Here is a 17,634-nt window from a genome sequence, read left to right on the forward strand (position 1 = left end):
CATCCAGGATGATGCATGTGTCGGAGCGCGCCGACACATGCAAGTTCAATGCCATTTACGGGCCTGTTCAGTGCTTAGGCACAGGCGCCGTGCGCACGCGCAGCAGGCTGAACACGCCCGCCATGGCCGCAAAGCAGCCCGCCACGGCCAGGGCCACGATTTCGGCATGGCCGCCATGCCCGCCCGCGAAGGTGAAGATGGTGGCCAGCACCACGGCGCCCAGGGTCTGCCCCGTGAGCCGCGCCGAACTCAGCATGCCGCCGGCCGCGCCGCTGCGCGCCAGAGGCGCCGTGGTCACGATGGTGTGGTTGTTGGGCGACTGGTATAGCGCAAAGCCGCTGCCCGCCAGCAGCATGCGCCAGACCATGTCCACGGTCGAAGGCGCATCGGGCATGGCCGCCAGCGCCCACAGCCCGCAGGCGAACATGGCCATGCCGATGCCGCCCAGCAGCCCGTCCGCATAGCGGCCGATGAGCCGGCCCGCGATGGGCGCCGTAAGCACCGTGGCCAGCGGCCAGGCCGTGATCAGCAGCCCGGCCTCGATGGGCGACATGCCGTGCGACTCCAGCAGCAGGAACGGCAGCGCCAGGTAGGCCAGCATCTGCGCGCAAAAGGCGCTGACCGATCCGCACATGGACAGCGCAAACACCGGAATGCGCAGCAGGTCCACCGGCAGCAGCGGCGCGGGCAGGCGCCACTGGCGGCGCACATACCAGGCGCCCACCAGCAGGCCCGCGCCCAGCAGCCACCAGCCCGAAGGCAGGGAAGAATCGGCACCGCCGGCGCGCACGCCCAACTGCTCGCCGCCCAGGAAGATCAGGCTGAACATGAGGATGTTGAGCAGCACATCCAGCGGCGACAGCCGCGCCCCTGCATGGCCGGCCACGGCATTGGCAGGCAGCGCGCGGCGCCCCAGCCACAGCGTGAACAGGCCCAGCGGCAGATTGGCCGCAAACAGCCAGGGCCAGCTGGCCACAGACAGAATCGCTGCCGCCACCGAGGGCCCGGCCATGGATGCCGTGGCCACCACCAGCGAATTCACGGCCATGCCCCGCCCCAGCAGGGCACGCGGATAGATCAGCCGCACCAGGGCGGCGTTGACGCTCATCACGCCCGCAGCGCCCAGGCCCTGCAGCGCACGCGCTGCCACCAGCGTGGGCAGCGACGTGGCCAGCATGGCCGCCAGCGAGGCCAGGGAGAACACCAGCATGCCCACCAGATACACGCGGCGGTAGCCCAGGCGTTCGCCCAGGGCCGCCAGCGGCAGCAGCAGCACCAGGCTGGCAAGCTGGTAGGAATTGACCACCCACAGCGTATGGGCCGAGCTGGCCTGCAGCTCGCGCGCCATGGCCGGCAGTGCCAGATTGACCAGGGTGCTGTCCAGCACCGACAGCGTCAGCCCCAGGATGATGACCAGCATCGCCTGGCCACGAGGGCCTGACGGAAGTCCATCGTGGACAGGCGCAGCCTCTGCCGCGGGTGCCAGGCTCATGAATGGTCCTTTGCGCCCACGCGATGGGCACGCGCACCGCCCAGCGTGATCCAGGCCAGGGCCACACCGATCAGCGCGCCCGTGGCCATGCCCACCACCATGGGCAGGGGCTTGCCCGTGGAGAACAGGCCCACGATCTGCATGGCCGCAGCGCCCGACAGCATCTGCAGCGTGCCCAGCAGCGCCGAGGCCGTGCCGGCAATGGCGCCGTGCTCCTCCAGCGCCAGCACCGAGGTCGTCGGAATCACCAGCCCCATCAGCGCGCTGGCCACGAAGTACAGGCCGATCAGTACGGCCAGCCGCTCACCGCCCAGCAGGTAGTACGACAGCAGCGACAGCATCACCAGGCCCGAGCCGGTGGCCGCCACCTTGACCACGCGCACCAGCCCGAAGCGCTGGCCCAGCCAGCCCGTGAACTGCGCCGCGCCGATGAAGGCGATGGCGTTCAGCCCGAAGGCCAGGCTGTACTGGGTGGAGCTCAGTCCGTAGTAGTTGATCAGCACAAAGGGGGAGCCAGCCAGGTAGACGAAAAAGCCCGCCATGGCGCAGCCGCCGATGAAGACCAGGCCCAGGTAATGCCAGTCGCGCAGCAGCACGCCGTAGGCGCGCAGTGCGCCGGCGACGCTGCTGTCCAGCCGCGCGGCGGCCCCGCGCGTTTCCTTCAGGCCCATGAACACGGCCACCAGGCCGATCACGGCCGCCACGGCCACGGCCCAGAACACGCCGCGCCAGCTGCTCACGGCAATCACGCCGCTGCCGGCCAGCGGCGCCAGGATGGGAGAGACGCTGAACACCAGCATCAGCAGCGACATCATGCGGGCCGCCGCGTGGCCGGTGTGCAGGTCGCGCACCACGGCGCGCGGCACGGCCATTCCGGCGGCCGCGCCCAGGCCCTGGATGAAGCGCAGCACCACCAGCGTCTCGATGCTGGTGGCCATGGCGCAGCCCACGCTGGCCAGCGCGAACACGGTCAGGCCGAAGTACAGCGGCGGCTTGCGCCCCACCATGTCCGAGACCGGCCCGTACAGCAGCTGGCCCACGCCCAGCGAGAGGAAGAAGGCCGTCAGGCTGGCCTGCACCGCGCCCACCTGGGCACCCAGGCTGCTGCCGATCTGGGGCAGCGCGGGCAGGTACATGTCGATGGCAAACGGACCGATGGCCGAGAGCAGGCCCAGGATCAGCACCAGGCGCAGTGTGTGGGAATCAGGGGAAGCGGGAGAAGAGGAAGGCATAGACGCAGACATAGACGCGCCATTGTGGCGGCAAGCGCGCGGGGCTGCAGGAGGCTGCTCACATTTCCTGGGCAGGCAGCCCCGCGCACCTGACGGTGGCGGCTTGCCGTGGCACAAATTCAGAAGCCCGCAATCCTGTTACGCTCTGAAACGAGATTGCCACCCAAGAGGCCAACCCACCTTTTCATCGCTGCAACAGCCATCGCCATCGCCACTGCAACACACCATGCGCCCATCCCTGCCTTCCCTTCCACCGGCCCTGAATGCATTGCCAGGGCCCCTGCTCGCCGCCCTGCTGCTGGGTGTCTGCACGCTGGGTCCTGCCCAGGCAGCGCAGCGAGAGACACAGCAGGAGGCACAGCGCAGCCCCAGGCCCGGCGCCGCTCCTGTGCTGGAAGTATCCGAAGACGGCCGCGACGTGATCGACCGGCGCGCCCGCCTGCTGTGGCCGCGCTGCGTGGAAGGCATGCAGTGGAATGGCAAGACCTGCACGGGCCTGCCTGAACTGTTCACGCACAAGCAGGCGCAGGCCCTGGCCGCCGAACGGGCCAAGCAGGACGGCGTGCGCTGGCGGCTGCCGCGCGTCAACGAGATGCGCCGGCTGATCTCGCGCGATATACGGCCGCAAGGCCTGTCGCCCGAGCTGTTCCCGGGCGCACCGCGTGGCTGGCATTGGACGGGCACGGCAGCGGTGAACGCGCGGCCCGTCAATCCCTACAACTACAGCAACATCTCGGGCAGCGCCGGTACGCAGCTGTCGGCCCAGCAGGCCTGGGCGATTGACCTCGACAGCCTGGAGACGCGGCCCGACATGGGGCGCGGCAACCAGCTCATGGTGCGGCTGGTGCGGCCCCTGCCCTCCGCGCCGCCCGATGAAAAGGCCGAGGCTCCCGCCAGGCCGGCCCCCCACAGGCCGGACCCGGACGAGGAGGACTGACGCTCAGGCCGCGCGCAGCGAGGCCTTCAAGCTGGCGCCCAGTTCGGGCTTGTGCGCGAACGGATCGGTGGGGTTGCGCCCCTGCACCACATCCTCCATGCGGGTCTGGACCGAGCCCAGCGCCTGCGGATGGCTGTAGATGTAGAACTGGTTGGCCACAATGGCGTCGAAGACCTTCTGCGCCACATCGGGGGCCGTGACCTTGCCCGAGCCCACGGCCTTCTCGCTCATGGCCTGGCCGATCTTCTGGCTGGCCGTCAGCGGCTGGGCGGCCAGATGGCTGGGCCGGTTGCGCTCGCTGTGGCTGATGCCCGTGGGAACGAAGAAGGGGCACAGCACGCTGGCGCTGATCTGGTCGGAGACCAGGGCCAGGTCCTGGTACAGCGTCTCGGTCAGGCTCACCACCGCGTGCTTGCTGACGTTGTAGATGCCCATGTTGGGCGGCGCCAGCAGGCCGGCCATGCTGGCCGTGTTGACGATGTGGCCCTCGAAGGACGGGTCGGCCTTGGCCGCCTCCAGCATCATGGGCGTGAACAGCCGCACGCCATGGATCACGCCCCAGAGGTTGACGCCCAGCACCCACTGCCAATCTTCCAGCGTGTTCTCCCAGACCAGCCCGCCCGCGCCCACGCCTGCGTTGTTGAACACGAAGTGCGGCGCGCCGAACTGCTGGCGCACCTCATCGGCCAGGGCCTGCATCTGGGCTGCGTCGGACACATCCACGCGGCGCGCCAGCACGCGCACGCCCTGCCCTTCGAACTCGGCGGCGGCCCTGTCCAGCGCTTCCTGCTGCACATCGACCAGCACCAGGTTCATGCCCAGCTTCGCGCCGATGCGCGCGCACTCCAGGCCGAAGCCCGAGCCTGCGCCCGTCAGCACCGCCGTCTTGCCCTTGAAGTTCTTGATCATTCCCTTGTCTCCTGGTTTTTGTGGTGGTTCAGATCAATTTGACGAGTTGCTTTCCGAAGTTCTTGCCCTTGAGCAGACCCAGGAAAGCGGAAGGTGCGGAAGCAATGCCTTCGGCAATGCTCTCGCGCGGGCGCAGCTTGCCGGTGCCCACCAGGCGGCCCAGTTCCTGCAGCGCCTCGGGCCAGACTTCCATGTGCTCGCTGACGATGAAGCCTTCGATGCGGATGCGGTTGATCAGGATGAGAGCGGGATTGGTCATGGGCAGCGGCGTGCCGTCGTAGCCGGCGATCATTCCGCACAGCGCGATGCGCGCAAAGGCGTTGGTGCGCAGCAGCACGGCGTCGAGGATGTAGCCGCCCACGTTCTCGAAGTAGCCGTCGATGCCCTGCGGGCAGGCGTCCTTGAGCGCCTTGGCCATGGTCTTGGTGTCGGGGTGCTCGCGGTAGTCGATGCAGGCGTCGAAGCCCAGCTCCTCGGTGGCGTAGCGGCACTTCTCCGGTCCGCCCGCAATGCCCACCACGCGGCAGCCGCGTGCCTTGGCCAGGGCCGCGAAGGCGCTGCCCACGGCGCCCGTGGCGGCGCTGACCACCACGGTCTCGCCGGCCTTGGGGGCGATGATCTTGACCAGGCCGTACCAGGCCGTCACGCCGGGCATGCCCACGGCGCCCAGGTAGTGCGACAGCGGCACATGGGTGGTGTCCACCTTGCGCAGCATGCCGGGCGCATCGCCATCGACCACGCTGTACTCCTGCCAGCCGCCCATGCCCACGACCTTGTCGCCCACCGCAAACTTGGGATGGCGGCTTTCCACCACCTCGCCCACGGTGCCGCCGATCATGACCTCGCCCAGCGGCTGCGGCTGGGCGTAGCTCTTGCTGTCATTCATGCGGCCGCGCATGTAGGGGTCCAGGCTCAGGTAGTGGTGGCGCACCAGCACCTGGCCTTCGGCCAGCGCGGGGGTCTCGGTCTTGGCAAGGCGGAAATTGCTTTCCACGGCTTCGCCCTCGGGGCGGTTGTCGAGCAGGATCTGCTGGTTCACGGGCATGGGAAAACCTCCGGTGGCATCACAAACAATGGAACCAGTTCCCGGTGCTGCCGGGGCTGGCGTGTGGCATTGGGTATCTGGCAGATTCGCCGTGCGGATCAGTCCGTGGCGAGGGTTGTCTCGGCGGCGGCCGGCTTGGCCACGCGCGGCATGTACTTGAACGTTCCGGTCGCATGGCTGCACAGCCGGCCCGAGGCATCGAACACGCGCGCCTCGGTATAGGCCATGGAACGCGTGCGGTGCAGCACCACGCCCTTGGCCACCAGGGGGCCGCGCGCCGGCTGCATGAAGCTGGTCTTCATCTCGATGGTCACGCAGCCCATGTCGCGCTGCAGGCTGCGCGCGGCAACGGCCATGGTCACGTCCAGCAGGGTCATGGTGGCGCCGCCGTGGGTCACGTCAAAGGTGTTCAGGTGCTCGGGACGCGCCTCGAAGCGCAGTTCGGACTCCCCGTCCTCCATGCGGTGCAGGGTGAAACCCAGGTGGTCGACAAAGGGGATGGGGTGGCCAAAATCCAGCACGAAATTCTCCAGTTCAGATCGCAATGCAGGCGAGCATAAGGGCGCCCGAAGGCACCATGGCGCGCGGCGGCACGATCTGCGGGAAAAACTGTCACCTCGGCAGCAGCGCCGCTGCGGCTCAACCGCCCACCAGGGCGCTGACGCCGCCGTCCACGGCCACCCACTGGCCCGTGATGTGCTTGCCCGCGTCGCTGGCGTACAGCAGGGTCAGGCCCTTGAGGTCTTCGTCGTCGCCCAGGCGGCGCAGCGGGGCGTGGGATTTCATCTCGTCCTCGCCCAGGGTCTCGATCAGCACGCTGGCCATCTTGGTCTTGAAGAAGCCCGGGCAGATGGCGTTGACGTTGATGCCGTGCACGCCCCACTCGCCGGCCAGCGCGCGCGTGAAGTTGATGACCGCGCCCTTGGAGGTGTTGTAGGCAATGGTCTTCATGCCCAGCGGGTTGCCGCCCAGCCCTGCGATGGAGGCCAGGTTGATGATGCGCCCGGTCTTGCGCGGGATCATGCTGCGCCGCGCGATCTGCTGGCTCAGCAGGAAGTAGCCGCGCACGTTGAGATTCATCACCTTGTCCCAGGCAGCCACCGGGTGCTCCTCGGCCGGCGCGCCCCAGCTGGCGCCTGCGTTGTTGATGAGGATGTCCACCTGGCCCAGGCGCTCCAGGGTCTCGGCGGCCAGGCGCTCGATGTCGGCCTCGTTGGCGCAGTCGGCGGCGATCCAGCGGGCGTCGATGCCTGCGGCCTGCAGCTCGGCAGCGGCTTCCTCCAGGTCGGCGGCCTTGCGCGAACTCAGCATGATCCTGGCGCCCGCCTCACCCAGCGCATGGGCCATCTGCAGGCCCAGGCCGCGCGAGCCGCCGGTCACCAGGGCCGTCTTGCCGGTGAGGTCGAAAAGTTGCTGCACATTGCGAGTCATTCGTCTGTCTCCTGCGCCGGGTCTTGTGTTCCGGTCATGGTTGGAATGGAGGGCGGCCATCCCCAAGCGGAACAGCCTGCAGCGGCGATTGTGCAAGCCGCCCCGCCGTGCCGCATGTCACATGCGTGTCCGGCCCGTCAATCCCCGAACAGCGAGCGCGTGCCGCCCCAGGCCGCACCCTCGATCTCCAGCATGCGCAGCTTGGTCAGCGCGCCGCTGCCGCCCGAAAAACCGCCCGGCTGGGCGCCGGCAGCCAGCACGCGGTGGCAGGGAATCACGGGCGCAAAAGGGTTGAGGCCCAGCGCCTGCCCCACGGCGCGCGACAGGCCCACCTCGCCCAACTCGCGCGCGATCTCGCCATAGGTGCGCGTATGGCCGGGTGCAATGGCGCGCGTCAGGTCATAGACACGGCGGTGAAAGTCCGACACGCCGTGCCAGTCCAGCGCCAGCCCGGCCAGATCCGGCAGTGCCTCGCCTGCGGGCAGCATGCGCCGTGATCGCAGATCGGGCAGCACCGGGCCGTCACGCAACTGCTGTGCGCTGGGCGCGGAAGGCTCCAAGGTCCATTCGCCATGGCCCGCCATGAGCACCTGCACGCCGGCGATGGCCTGTGCCACGCTGGCCGGCAGGTCCTCGGCCCGCGCCGCTGCGGCGTAGCTGCCCGGTCTGCGCAATTGCACGCCGCGCAGCATGCGCGTGCGCGTGGCGGCCGGGCCGTCCACCTCGGGCAACTGAAAGGCCACCAGGCCGCAGGCGCCCCAGGCCACGCCGCAGGGCCCCACGCGCGTGGCAAACAGCGCATGGCCCGTGGCTTCGGGGTCCCAGGCCGGGCTGCCCGTGGTCGTTTCATTCGTCATGGCGATGGTTTTCTCCTTGCAGGCGATTGTGGCCGCATGGCTGCAGCCGCTGCCCGGCAGCGACCCCACCGGGATAACACTGTAAAAAAACACCGGAAAAATACTGGATGTGCAGCCAGTTAATACTGTATATTTCGCCAGTCATCATCCTCACCTCGTGAACCATGGACATGCAAGAAGCCGCCTTCACCGTCACCTTGTGTGACTACCCCAACCTGCCCGAGCAGGAACGCAACAAGGCCGAGGCACGCTATGCCCGCGTGCTCGAACGCCAGCTCGGCAGCGCCGAGCAGGTCAGTGAAACCCTGTACCTGGTAGAGGGCCTGGAAGACACGCCCCCTGAAGAAATCAGCGACGACGCCAAGCTCGCCTTCGCCCGCTGGATGAAGGCTGCGCGCGCCGCCACCGAGGCCGGCATGCAGGGCCTGGGCGACGGCGAATGCAGTTTCTTCGAGGTGCGGCGCGGCTGGCGGCATTGAGCCTGCCCACAGCACCGCTGAATGGGGCCTGAAACCAGGTTTGCCCGGGTTTGCCTGGGCTGGGCCCCAAACTGCATACACTGGCAGACCTTTTCGTCGACCCCTGCCTGGAACCATACGGTCCCATACGGTTCCACCAGGCACACCCGGCGCCCCTGCCAGATCCAGCCTCTCCCATGCAAGCCCTGCTCGACGCCATCGCCCGGATGGCCCTGCCCTCCGACGCCCAACGCATCTTCCACGGCCGTGGCGGCCTGTACCCGGGCTGCGAGCATCTGGTGCTCGATGCCTTCCCGCCCGTACTGGTGCTCACCAGCTTCCAGCCGCTGGACGACGACGCCCTGGCCGCCATCGGCACAGCGCTGTCACTGCGCTGGAGCGAACTGGCACCGGACCAGCCCCTGAACTGGGTCTACCAGCTGCGCCAGCCCGCCGCGCCCGCCGAGACACGGCTCATGGCCGGTGAGGTGCCTGACCCCCACATCGTCACCGAAGCCGGCACGCGCTACCGCGTGCAGGTGCTGCGCGGCCAGAACCACGGCCTGTTCCTGGACATGGCCGAAGGCCGGCGCTGGGTGCACGCGCATGTCGCCAACCATCCCGAGCACCGCCACGGCATCAAGGTGCTCAACCTGTTCGCCTATACCTGCGCCTTTTCGGTGGTGGCCCTGCAGGCCGGGGCGCGCCATGTGATGAACATGGACATGGCCCAGGGCGCGCTGGCCACGGGCCAGCAGAACCACCGGCTCAACGATCTGTCGGGCGCCAGCTTCCTGGCCCACGACATCTTCAGCAGCTGGGGCAAGATCACGCGCGGCGGGCCCTACCACCTGATCGTGGTGGACCCGCCCAGCTACCAGAAGGGCAGCTTCGTCGCCACCAAGGACTATGCCCGCCTGATGCGCCGCCTGCCCGACCTGCTGCGCCCAGGCGGCCATGTGCTGCTGTGCCTGAACGCGCCGGAGATGGGCACGCAGTTCCTGACATCGCAGATGCAGGAAGTGGCGCCCGAGCTGGAGTTCGTCGAGCGCCTGGCCAACCCGGCCACCTTCGCCGACATCGACGCCGAGCGCAGCCTCAAGGTGCTGGTCTACAGGGCACCCGCAACATCCGCAGCGGCCGACACGGCTTCCTGACCCGCCCGGCCCTTGAGCGCACGGCGCCCCGCATAGACGGCGGCCGGGCCCAGTTCGCGCTCGATGCGCAGCAGCCGGTTGTACTTGGCCGTGCGATCGGCGCGCGACAGCGAGCCGGTCTTGATCATGGCGCACTGGGCCGCCACGGCCAGGTCGGCAATGCTGGTGTCCTCGGTCTCGCCCGAGCGGTGCGACATCACCACGCCGTAGCCGGCGCCATGCGCCAGGCGCAGCACGTCCCAGGTCTCGGTCAGCGTGCCGATCTGGTTGATCTTGACGAGGATGGCGTTGCCCACGCCCCGGGCAATGCCGCCCTCGAACAGGCCGGGGTTCGTGCAGAACACATCGTCGCCCACCAGCTGGCAGCGTCCGCCCAGGCGCCGACCCAGGGCCTGCCAGCCCTCGATATCGTCCTCGGCCATGCCGTCCTCGATGGAGACGATGGGGTAGTGCTCCACCAGTTGCGCCAGGTAGTCCACCTGCTGCTGGCTACTGCGCACCAGGCCCTCGCCCGCGTAGCGATAGCCGTCCTCGCCATGGAATTCGCTGGCCGCAGGGTCCAGCGCCAGGGCGATGTCCCTGCCAGGGCGCAGGCCGGCCCGCTCGATGGCGGCCATCAGGTGGTCCAGCGCCTCCGGCGCGCTGCGCAGGGCGGGCGCAAAGCCGCCCTCGTCGCCCACGTTGACGCTGTGGCCTGTGGCCTTGAGGGCATGGCGCAGCGTGTGAAAGACCTCGGCGCCCATGCGCAGCGCCTCTCCGAAGCTGTCCGCCCCCACCGGCAGCAGCATGAACTCCTGGAAGTCCAGCGGATTGTCGGCATGGGCGCCGCCGTTGATGACATTGATCATGGGCACGGGCAGCACGCGCGCCTGGGCGCCGCCCATGTGCCGCCACAGCGGCATGCGCTGGCTGGCCGCCGCCGCGCGGGCCACGGCCAGCGACACGCCCAGCAGCGCGTTGGCGCCCAGCCGGCTTTTGCCGGGCGTGCCGTCCAGCGCCATCATGGCCGTGTCGATGCAGCCCTGGGCGTCGGCCCGCATGCCGCGCAGCAGATCGCGCAGCTCGGTGTTGACGGCCTGCACCGCCCCCAGCACGCCCTTGCCCAGATGGCGCGAGGCATCGCCGTCGCGCCGCTCCAGCGCCTCATGCCGCCCCGTGGAGGCGCCCGAAGGCACCAGGGCCAGGCCGCGCGCGCCGTCCGCCAGCTCGACCTCGACCTCCACGGTGGGGTGGCCCCGGCTGTCCAGCGCCTCATGGGCCGCAATATCGGTGATCTGCATGGAAACTCCTTTTCGTCAATAAATTGAACTGTGCAAAGGAGCTGGCAAGCCTGCACAACTCCAATGAACAGGCTTCCATGCTAGAAATCACGGCGATGCGGGACAATGCAGTTTTTCTGCCTATGCGTCAGCTTTTCTGACGAATTGATTGCCATGAGACAACTGCCACCGCTGGCCGCCCTGCGCGCCTTCGAGGCCATTGCCCGTACCGGCTCGGTGACACGCGCGGCCGAGGAACTGTGCCGCAGCCACGGTGCCATCAGCCGCCACCTGCGCCTGCTGCAGGAGCACGCGGGCGCGGCGCTGTTCGAGAAAGAAGGCACGGGCCTGCGCCTGACCGAGGCGGGTGCCGCCTTCCATGCCTCGGTGCGCACGGCCTTCGACCAGCTGGAGGCCGCCTATGCCCAGCTGGCGCGCGACGCCCAGGCACCGGGGCTGCATGTGGCCTGCAGCGCCACCTTTGCCATGCGCTGGCTGGTGCCGCAGCTGGCGGTGTTCTACCGCAGCCACCCGCATATCCGCATCCGCCTGTCCATGACCTCGGCGCGCGAGATGCGCCACGAGGGCGCCGACCTGATCATTGCCTGGGACCTGTCTACTTACGCCGAGGCCGACCGCCGCCGCGCCATCGAACTGGCGCCCGTGCACTTCGGCGCCGTCTGCACGCCGGCCTATGCCCGGCGCCGGCCCGCCAACCGCGCGCGCATTGCACATGAGTACACGGCCAGCGCCTGGAACCAGTGGGAAGCCCTCACGGGCCAGCCCGTGGCCCTGGGCGAGACGCTGGCGTTCCCCCACACCCACCTGTGCATAGAGGCGGCACTGTCGGGCCTGGGCGTTGCCCTGGTGGAGCAGCGGCTGATCGCACGCGAGCTCAAGGAGGGGCTGCTGGTGGCGCCCCATGGCTTCGTGCCCTTCGAGGGCGGCCTGCGCGCCGTACCCGCCGCAGGGCGTGCGCTGCCGGCCCAGGCGGGAGTCTTCATCGAATGGATGCGCGGCGCACTGGCCGCCGTGCCGGCCTAGGCCAGACGGCCTAGGCCCTGCCCCATTCGCGCAGGCGCCGGTACAGCAGCCCGCGCGAGACGCCCAGCATGCGGGCGGCCTGCGAGATATTGCCCTGGCAGCGGGCCAGGGCCTGCTCGATCAGCTCGCGGCTGGCCTCGCCCAGGGAGGACGGTGCCTCGGACGGCGCCTCGGCGGGCGGTGGCAGGGCCTCGATGGCTGGCAGCACCTCCTCGATCGGGGAAGATGCCTCATCCAGCCTCGCCTCCATCCACAGCGTCAGCCCCGTGGGCAGCATCTGCGGGCGCGCCTGGCCGTGGTGGGCCAGCTCCAGCAACTGGTTGAGGCCCAGGCCGAAGACTTCCTCTGCCGCCAGCCCCTCGGCGGGCCGGCGCGGGCTGTCGAACAACTGGGCACCCACGCCGTTGAACCAGCGCACCATGCCGCCGCCATCCACGGCGGCCAGCCCTTCCAGCGGCGTGCCGAACATGCTGCGGCTGGACTGAAAGCGCAGCAGCAGGTGCATGCGGGCAGCGCCCACCAGCAGCCGGTTCTCGATGCAGGTGGCGTACATATGGGCCATGGCGCCCGCATCAAAGCGAAAGGGGCCCGCCTCGCTGCTCAGGTCCAGCATGGCCACGGTGCGCCCGCTGGCGTCGCGCACGGGCGCGGCCGCGCAGTGCAGCGAGGCCAGGCAGCGAAAGAAATGCTCGCCGCCACGCACATGGCAGACCTCGCCCGTGCGCACGGCCACGCCGGGTGCGCCCGTGCCCACGGCATCCTCGGCAATGTTCACGCCCACGCGCGCAGCCGTCAGCAGCAGCGGGCCGTCGCCCGGCGTGGGGCGCGAGGCGATCAGCACCACGCCCTCGCTGCAGGTGAGCATGGCGCGCGCCTGGCTGCCCGCGATCACGGTCTCGAGTTCGGCGATGGGGTCGCGCGCCGCCTCGATCAGCGCGCGGTTGTGGGTCAGCAAGGTGGCCGTGCGGATCTTGCTGACCGGGTCGAAGCTGATCTTCTCGTCGGGGCTGCGGCTGGCGCCCAGGCAGCGCGTCCAGGACTGCAGCACGGGCTCGGACACCAGGCCCGAGGGGCGCTCGCCACGCTCGAAATAGCGCTCGCGCGCCAGCGCCACCCGGTCCTGGCGCGTGGCATAGAAGGGGTTGGAGGGCAGTGGGGCGGGAGGCGGCTGTTGCATGACGGACATCAAAACTGCCGCGATTGTTGTTCCGCCACGGCACAGGACAGCACTAGGGAAATCACCCGTGTTGGAACGGATTGCCGGGCTCGGTAACCTCGGGCATCGCCACAGGCCCGCCCGCAATGACACGCTCCCCACACAGCACAAGACACACCCGGCCCGCCCTGTCCACCCTGGGCGCCGCACTGGCCTGTACGCTGCACGCCCTGCCCGCCCGCGCGGCGGACGCTGCGCAGGACTCCAGCGAGGCCCTGCTCGCCCCCGTGGTCATCACGGCCAGCCAGCCCGGCGCCGGCCCCGACCTGTGGCGTGCCACGGCCGCCATCGACAGCGTGGAAGGCGCCGTGCTGCGAGACGGACAGATGCAGATCAACCTGTCCGAGAGCCTGGCGCGCGTGCCGGGCCTGGTGGTGCTGAATCGCCAGAACTTCGCCCAGGACCTGCAGATCTCGGTGCGCGGCTTCGGTGCGCGCTCCACCTTCGGCGTGCGCGGGCTGCGCCTGTACGTGGACGGCATTCCGGCCGGCGCGCCCGACGGCCAGGGCCAGGCCGCCAACTTCACGCTGGGCAACGCCGCGCGCCTGGACGTGGTGCGCGGCCCGGCCGCCGTGCTCTACGGCAACAGCGCAGGCGGCGCACTGCTGCTGTACACCGAAGATGGCGAGGAACCGGGCCTGTGGCGCAGCGGCATGGCCGTGGGGCCGGACGGGCTGTGGCGCCTGTCCACCCAGCTGCGCGGCACGATCGGGGGCGGAAAGCCGGACCAGGCGGATGGCGGCTCCGCCCCATGGCGCTATGCCATCCACATCGAGCGCTTCGCCACCGACGGCATGCGCCCCCAGTCGGCCGCCGACCGCAGCACGGCCCACATGAAGCTGTCACGCAAACAGGGCGACGACCAGTGGCTGCTGCAGTACCAGGAGCAGCGCGCCAGCGCCCAGGACCCGCTGGGCCTGACACGCGCCGAGTTCGAGGCCGACCACGGCCAGACCACGGCCAGCGCGCTGCGCTTCAATACGCGCAAAAGCGTGCGCCAGCGCCAGCTGGGCGCCGCCTGGCAGCACCAGTTCGGCGCGGGCCAGCGTCTGGAACTCATGGCCTATGCGGGTACGCGCTCCGTGCTGCAGTACCAGTCCATTCCCGTGGCCACGCAGGCGCCGCCCTCGCATTCAGGCGGCGTGATCGACCTGGACCGCGACTACGCAGGCATGAACCTGCGCTGGCGCAGCACCCACGAGGATGTGGCCGGCGGCCGGCTGGACTGGTCGGCAGGCCTGGCCTACGACTGGCAGGGCGAGACCCGGCGCGGCTACGAGAACTTCATCGGCAGCCAGCTCGGCGTGCAGGGCCGGCTGCGCCGCGACGAACGCAACCAGGCGCGCTCCGCCGACCCCTACCTGCAGGCCGAGTGGAGCACGCAGAGCCTGGCCCTGAGCGCCGGCCTGCGCCAGGCGCGCGTGCGCTACCGCTCCGAGGACCACTACATCGCAGCCGGCAATGGCGACGACAGCGGCAGCATGGCCTGGCGCGGCTGGCTGCCCTCGCTGGGCCTGCGCGTGAACCTGCTGCCGGACCTGGTGGCCCACGCATCGGTGGGCAGGGGCATGGAGACGCCCACGCTCAACGAAGTGGCCTACCGGCCCGGTGGCCAAAATGGCATGAACAGCGGCCTGAACACCGGCCTGGCCGCCAGCGCCCACAACACCGTCGAGGTCGGCCTGCGCGGGCGCCACGGCAACGCGGGCTGGAACCTCACGCTGTTCGAGACCCATACCCAGCGCGAACTCACCGTGCTGTCCAACACGGGCGGGCGCGCCACCTACCAGAACGCAGGCCGCACGCTGCGCCGGGGGCTGGAATTCTCGGGCAATGCCCAATGGGGACCGCTCACGGCCAGCACCGCCCTGACCCTGCTGCAGGCCCGCTACCGCGACAGCTTCCTGACCTGCGAGGCCACGCCCTGCACCACGCCCACCGCCCCGGTGGATGCCGGCGCGCGCCTGGCCGGCACCGCGCCGCGCCGCCTGTGGAGCGAGCTGGCCTGGCAGCTGTCGCCGCAATGGACCTGGACCGTGGACATGCTGCACAGCGGCCCCGTGGCCGTGAACGACCGCAACACCGACCGCGCGGCCGGCTACACCGTCTGGGGCTCCAGCCTGCGCTGGTCACGGCAATGGCAGCAATGGAGCGCCCAGACCTTTGTGCGGCTGGACAACCTGTTCGACCGGCGCTTTGCAGGGTCGGTCATCGTCAACGAGGGCAACCAGCGGTTCTTCGAACCGGGTGCGGGACGCGCGCTGTCGGCCGGGGTGACGGTCAGCCGGACGTTCTGAGCTGTTCCACGGCGGTACACATCCGCCCCCGGGAAAGTCCGAATGTTGTGACCCGAGGCCGCTTTTTTTATCGTCTCCCACATGGTGCCCTTGCCCCCAGCGCCATGCACGCAAAAACAAACCACACAGGAGACGAGACAACATGAAGACCCACGTGCTTTCCTCCACGCTGCTGGCCGCCAGCCTGGTGCTGGCCCTGCCCGGCGCCGCGCTGGCGCAGGCAGGCCTGCCAAGCAAAGGCTCGCCCGAGCACATACGCGCCGTCACCTCGCGCATCGACTCGCAGAGCATCCGCGACAACGCGCGCAGCTCCAAGGATTGGCCCAGCTACGGCATGGATTACAGCGAGACGCGCTTTTCCAAACTCAAGCAGCTGGACACGGCCAATGTGAAGCGGCTGGGCCTGGTCTGGTCGTATGACCTGGAATCCACGCGCGGCGTGGAGTCAACGCCCGTGGTGGTCGATGGAATCATGTACGTCACGGCCAGCTGGAGCGTGGTGCATGCGGTGGACGTGCGCACCGGCAAGCGCCTGTGGAGCTACGACCCCGGCGTGGACCGTGCCAACGGCTTCAAGGGCTGCTGCGACGTGGTCAACCGGGGCGTGGCGGTCTACAAGGGCAAGGTGTATGTGGGCGCCTTCGATGGCCGCCTGGTGGCGCTGGACGCGGCCACGGGCCAGAAGGTCTGGGAGCAGGACACCATCATCGACCGCGCCTTCTCGTACACCATCACGGGCGCGCCACGCGTCATCAAGGGCAAGGTGCTGATCGGCAACGGCGGCGCCGAGTACGGCGTGCGCGGCTATGTCACGGCCTATGACGCCGAGACCGGCGCGCAGCAATGGCGCTGGTTCACCGTGCCCGGCGACCCGTCCAAGCCGTTCGAGAACGAGGCCATGGCCCGCGCCGCCAAGACCTGGGACCCGGCCGGCAAGTGGTGGGAGGCCGGTGGCGGCGGCACGGCCTGGGACACCATGGCCTATGACCCCGAGCTCAACCTCATGTACATCGGCACGGGCAACGGCTCGCCCTGGGCGCAAGCCAAGCGCAGCCCGGCCGGTGGCGACAACCTGTACCTGGCCAGCATCGTGGCGCTGAACCCCGATACGGGCGAGTACGTCTGGCACTACCAGGAAACGCCGGGCGACAGCTGGGACTTCACCTCCACCCAGCCGATGGTGCTAGCCGACATCAAGATCGGCGGCAAGCCGCGCAAGGTCATCCTGCATGCGCCCAAGAACGGCTTCTTCTTCGTCATCGACCGCACCAACGGCCAGTTCATCTCGGCCAAGAACTTCGTCGATGTGAACTGGGCCAGCGGCTACGACGCCAAGGGCCGTCCCATCGAGACGCCGATTGCGCGCAGCGGCGACCGCGCGCGCGACGTGATCCCCAGCCCCTTCGGTGCGCACAACTGGCATTCCATGTCTTACAGCCCCGATACGGGCCTGGCCTACCTGCCGGCCCAGCACGTGCCGCTGACCCTGCAGGACAACAAGAACTGGAAGTTCAACGGCGGCTCCCTGCCCGAGCCGCACAGCAATATCGGCTGGAACACGGCCACGCTGATCAACATGGAGCCGCCCAAGAGCACGCCCTTCGGCCGCCTGATCGCCTGGGACCCGGTGGCACAGAAGGAGCGCTGGCGCGTGGAGCATGCCTCGCCCTGGAACGGCGGCACGCTGGCCACGGCGGGCAACCTGGTGTTCCAGGGCACGGCCGACGGCCGCTTCGTGGCCTATGACGCGCGCAACGGCAAGAAGCTCTGGGAAAAGCCCACGGGCACGGGCGTGGTCGCCGCACCCATCACCTATGAGGTCGATGGCCGGCAGTACGTCTCCATCGCCGTGGGCTGGGGCGGCGTCTACGGCCTGGCCGCGCGCCACACCGAGCGCAAGGGCCCGGGCACGGTCTACACCTTCGCGCTGGACGGCAAGGCCGAGCCACCGGCCTTCGTCGCCTACCAGCAGGGCAAGCTGCTGCAGGGCGTGCCCTACGACAAGAGCCTGGTGGCCGAAGGCACGGCCCTCTATGTCAGCAACTGCGCCTTCTGCCACGGCGTGCCCGGCGTGGACCGCGGCGGCAACCTGCCCAACCTGGGCTACCTGGACCCGGCCTATATCGAGCACCTGGACAAGTTCATCTTCAAGGGCCCGGCCATGTCGCGCGGCATGCCGGACTTCACGGGCAAGCTGAGCATGGAAGACGTGGAAAAGATCAAGGCCTTCATCCAGGGCACGGCCGACGCGGTGCGGCCCAAGTAGCAAGCGCGAGCCGCCCTCCTCCCCCTCCCCCAAC

The 17,634-nt window shown here is 69.2% G+C and carries 15 protein-coding genes; 6 read left to right on the forward strand and 9 right to left on the reverse strand.

All coding sequences use genetic code 11. From position 1 onward, the window contains the following. Nucleotides 1-67: 67 nt before the first annotated feature. Together IAE24_RS18395 and IAE24_RS18400 are read right to left on the reverse strand one after the other, a co-directional pair. On the reverse strand, nucleotides 68-1,492 hold the full coding sequence (locus IAE24_RS18395; protein ID WP_043820870.1) for an MFS transporter: 1,425 nt from the start codon (nucleotides 1,490-1,492) through the stop codon (nucleotides 68-70). Beyond that, nucleotides 1,489-2,724 (reverse strand): multidrug effflux MFS transporter, encoded by a 1,236-nt coding sequence (locus IAE24_RS18400; protein ID WP_013802722.1) that lies wholly within the window; start codon nucleotides 2,722-2,724, stop codon nucleotides 1,489-1,491. Before IAE24_RS18400 ends, IAE24_RS18395 begins: the two co-directional genes overlap by 4 nt. Before the next feature lie 226 nt (nucleotides 2,725-2,950). Here IAE24_RS18400 and IAE24_RS18405 point away from each other — a divergent pair, with 226 nt between their 5' ends. Next, on the forward strand, nucleotides 2,951-3,661 hold the full coding sequence (locus IAE24_RS18405; RefSeq protein WP_199960767.1) for an Lcl C-terminal domain-containing protein: 711 nt from the start codon (nucleotides 2,951-2,953) through the stop codon (nucleotides 3,659-3,661). Nucleotides 3,662-3,664: 3 nt separating this feature from the next. Here IAE24_RS18405 and IAE24_RS18410 read toward each other — a convergent pair whose 3' ends face one another. The 5 genes from IAE24_RS18410 to IAE24_RS18430 all read right to left on the reverse strand — a co-directional run bounded on the left by IAE24_RS18410 (nucleotide 3,665) and on the right by IAE24_RS18430 (nucleotide 7,903). After that, complete coding sequence (locus IAE24_RS18410; protein ID WP_199960766.1) at nucleotides 3,665-4,570, reverse strand: SDR family oxidoreductase; 906 nt, start codon at nucleotides 4,568-4,570, stop codon at nucleotides 3,665-3,667. A 28-nt stretch (nucleotides 4,571-4,598) separates the two neighbouring features. After that, entirely contained in the window at nucleotides 4,599-5,615 is a 1,017-nt protein-coding gene (locus IAE24_RS18415) for an NADP-dependent oxidoreductase (RefSeq protein ID WP_013802725.1), read from the reverse strand. Nucleotides 5,616-5,713: 98 nt separating this feature from the next. Next, nucleotides 5,714-6,136, reverse strand: coding sequence for a PaaI family thioesterase (locus tag IAE24_RS18420; RefSeq protein WP_016446794.1), 423 nt, complete (start codon nucleotides 6,134-6,136; stop codon nucleotides 5,714-5,716). Between the two features lie 118 nt (nucleotides 6,137-6,254). Then, the gene (locus IAE24_RS18425) at nucleotides 6,255-7,046 is read right to left on the reverse strand and encodes an SDR family oxidoreductase (protein WP_012205198.1); all 792 of its coding nucleotides are present in this window, start codon (nucleotides 7,044-7,046) and stop codon (nucleotides 6,255-6,257) included. A gap of 137 nt (nucleotides 7,047-7,183) precedes the next feature. Further along, nucleotides 7,184-7,903, reverse strand: coding sequence for a methylated-DNA--[protein]-cysteine S-methyltransferase (locus IAE24_RS18430; RefSeq protein WP_199960765.1), 720 nt, complete (start codon nucleotides 7,901-7,903; stop codon nucleotides 7,184-7,186). Nucleotides 7,904-8,067: 164 nt separating this feature from the next. On the opposite strand from IAE24_RS18430, the gene IAE24_RS18435 reads away from it, so the two are divergent. Together IAE24_RS18435 and IAE24_RS18440 are read left to right on the forward strand one after the other, a co-directional pair. Next, nucleotides 8,068-8,382, forward strand: a complete 315-nt coding sequence (locus tag IAE24_RS18435) for a hypothetical protein (RefSeq protein ID WP_013802728.1) — start codon at nucleotides 8,068-8,070, stop codon at nucleotides 8,380-8,382. A gap of 176 nt (nucleotides 8,383-8,558) precedes the next feature. Further along, on the forward strand, nucleotides 8,559-9,518 hold the full coding sequence (locus IAE24_RS18440; RefSeq protein ID WP_043820865.1) for a class I SAM-dependent methyltransferase: 960 nt from the start codon (nucleotides 8,559-8,561) through the stop codon (nucleotides 9,516-9,518). Here IAE24_RS18440 and eno read toward each other — a convergent pair. Then, entirely contained in the window at nucleotides 9,473-10,798 is a 1,326-nt protein-coding gene (eno, locus tag IAE24_RS18445; protein WP_199960763.1) for a phosphopyruvate hydratase, read from the reverse strand. The genes IAE24_RS18440 and eno overlap by 46 nt on opposite strands. Nucleotides 10,799-10,903: 105 nt before the next feature. Here eno and IAE24_RS18450 point away from each other — a divergent pair, with 105 nt between their 5' ends. After that, entirely contained in the window at nucleotides 10,904-11,821 is a 918-nt protein-coding gene (locus IAE24_RS18450) for a LysR substrate-binding domain-containing protein (protein ID WP_199960762.1), read from the forward strand. Nucleotides 11,822-11,831: 10 nt separating this feature from the next. On the opposite strand, the gene IAE24_RS18455 is transcribed toward IAE24_RS18450, so the two are convergent. Next, on the reverse strand, nucleotides 11,832-12,998 hold the full coding sequence (locus IAE24_RS18455; protein WP_233626207.1) for a helix-turn-helix domain-containing protein: 1,167 nt from the start codon (nucleotides 12,996-12,998) through the stop codon (nucleotides 11,832-11,834). A 125-nt stretch (nucleotides 12,999-13,123) separates the two neighbouring features. Between IAE24_RS18455 and IAE24_RS18460 the strand changes: the two genes are divergently transcribed. After that, a complete protein-coding gene (locus IAE24_RS18460; protein WP_199960758.1) occupies nucleotides 13,124-15,334 on the forward strand; it encodes a TonB-dependent receptor domain-containing protein in 2,211 nt (736 codons plus the stop codon). 142 nt (nucleotides 15,335-15,476) lie between these two features. Beyond that, entirely contained in the window at nucleotides 15,477-17,600 is a 2,124-nt protein-coding gene (locus IAE24_RS18465) for a PQQ-dependent dehydrogenase, methanol/ethanol family (RefSeq protein WP_199960757.1), read from the forward strand. Nucleotides 17,601-17,634 lie beyond the last annotated feature (34 nt).

Source organism: Delftia sp. S65, from assembly GCF_016516495.1.
GTDB classification, from domain to species: Bacteria; Pseudomonadota; Gammaproteobacteria; order Burkholderiales; family Burkholderiaceae_C; genus Comamonas; species Comamonas acidovorans.

Excerpts from the sequence above, each read along its gene's own strand:
- IAE24_RS18395 (WP_043820870.1), bottom strand. The coding sequence starts at position 1,492 with ATGAGCCTGGCACCCGCGGCAGAGGCTGCGCCTGTCCACGATGGACTT.
- IAE24_RS18400 (WP_013802722.1), bottom strand. The coding sequence starts at position 2,724 with ATGCCTTCCTCTTCTCCCGCTTCCCCTGATTCCCACACACTGCGCCTG.
- IAE24_RS18405 (WP_199960767.1), top strand. The coding sequence starts at position 2,951 with ATGCGCCCATCCCTGCCTTCCCTTCCACCGGCCCTGAATGCATTGCCA.
- IAE24_RS18410 (WP_199960766.1), bottom strand. The coding sequence starts at position 4,570 with ATGATCAAGAACTTCAAGGGCAAGACGGCGGTGCTGACGGGCGCAGGC.
- IAE24_RS18415 (WP_013802725.1), bottom strand. The coding sequence starts at position 5,615 with ATGCCCGTGAACCAGCAGATCCTGCTCGACAACCGCCCCGAGGGCGAA.
- IAE24_RS18425 (WP_012205198.1), bottom strand. The coding sequence starts at position 7,046 with ATGACTCGCAATGTGCAGCAACTTTTCGACCTCACCGGCAAGACGGCC.
- IAE24_RS18430 (WP_199960765.1), bottom strand. The coding sequence starts at position 7,903 with ATGACGAATGAAACGACCACGGGCAGCCCGGCCTGGGACCCCGAAGCC.
- IAE24_RS18435 (WP_013802728.1), top strand. The coding sequence starts at position 8,068 with ATGGACATGCAAGAAGCCGCCTTCACCGTCACCTTGTGTGACTACCCC.
- IAE24_RS18440 (WP_043820865.1), top strand. The coding sequence starts at position 8,559 with ATGCAAGCCCTGCTCGACGCCATCGCCCGGATGGCCCTGCCCTCCGAC.
- eno (WP_199960763.1), bottom strand. The coding sequence starts at position 10,798 with ATGCAGATCACCGATATTGCGGCCCATGAGGCGCTGGACAGCCGGGGC.
- IAE24_RS18450 (WP_199960762.1), top strand. The coding sequence starts at position 10,904 with ATGCAGTTTTTCTGCCTATGCGTCAGCTTTTCTGACGAATTGATTGCC.
- IAE24_RS18455 (WP_233626207.1), bottom strand. The coding sequence starts at position 12,998 with ATGCAACAGCCGCCTCCCGCCCCACTGCCCTCCAACCCCTTCTATGCC.
- IAE24_RS18460 (WP_199960758.1), top strand. The coding sequence starts at position 13,124 with ATGACACGCTCCCCACACAGCACAAGACACACCCGGCCCGCCCTGTCC.
- IAE24_RS18465 (WP_199960757.1), top strand. The coding sequence starts at position 15,477 with ATGAAGACCCACGTGCTTTCCTCCACGCTGCTGGCCGCCAGCCTGGTG.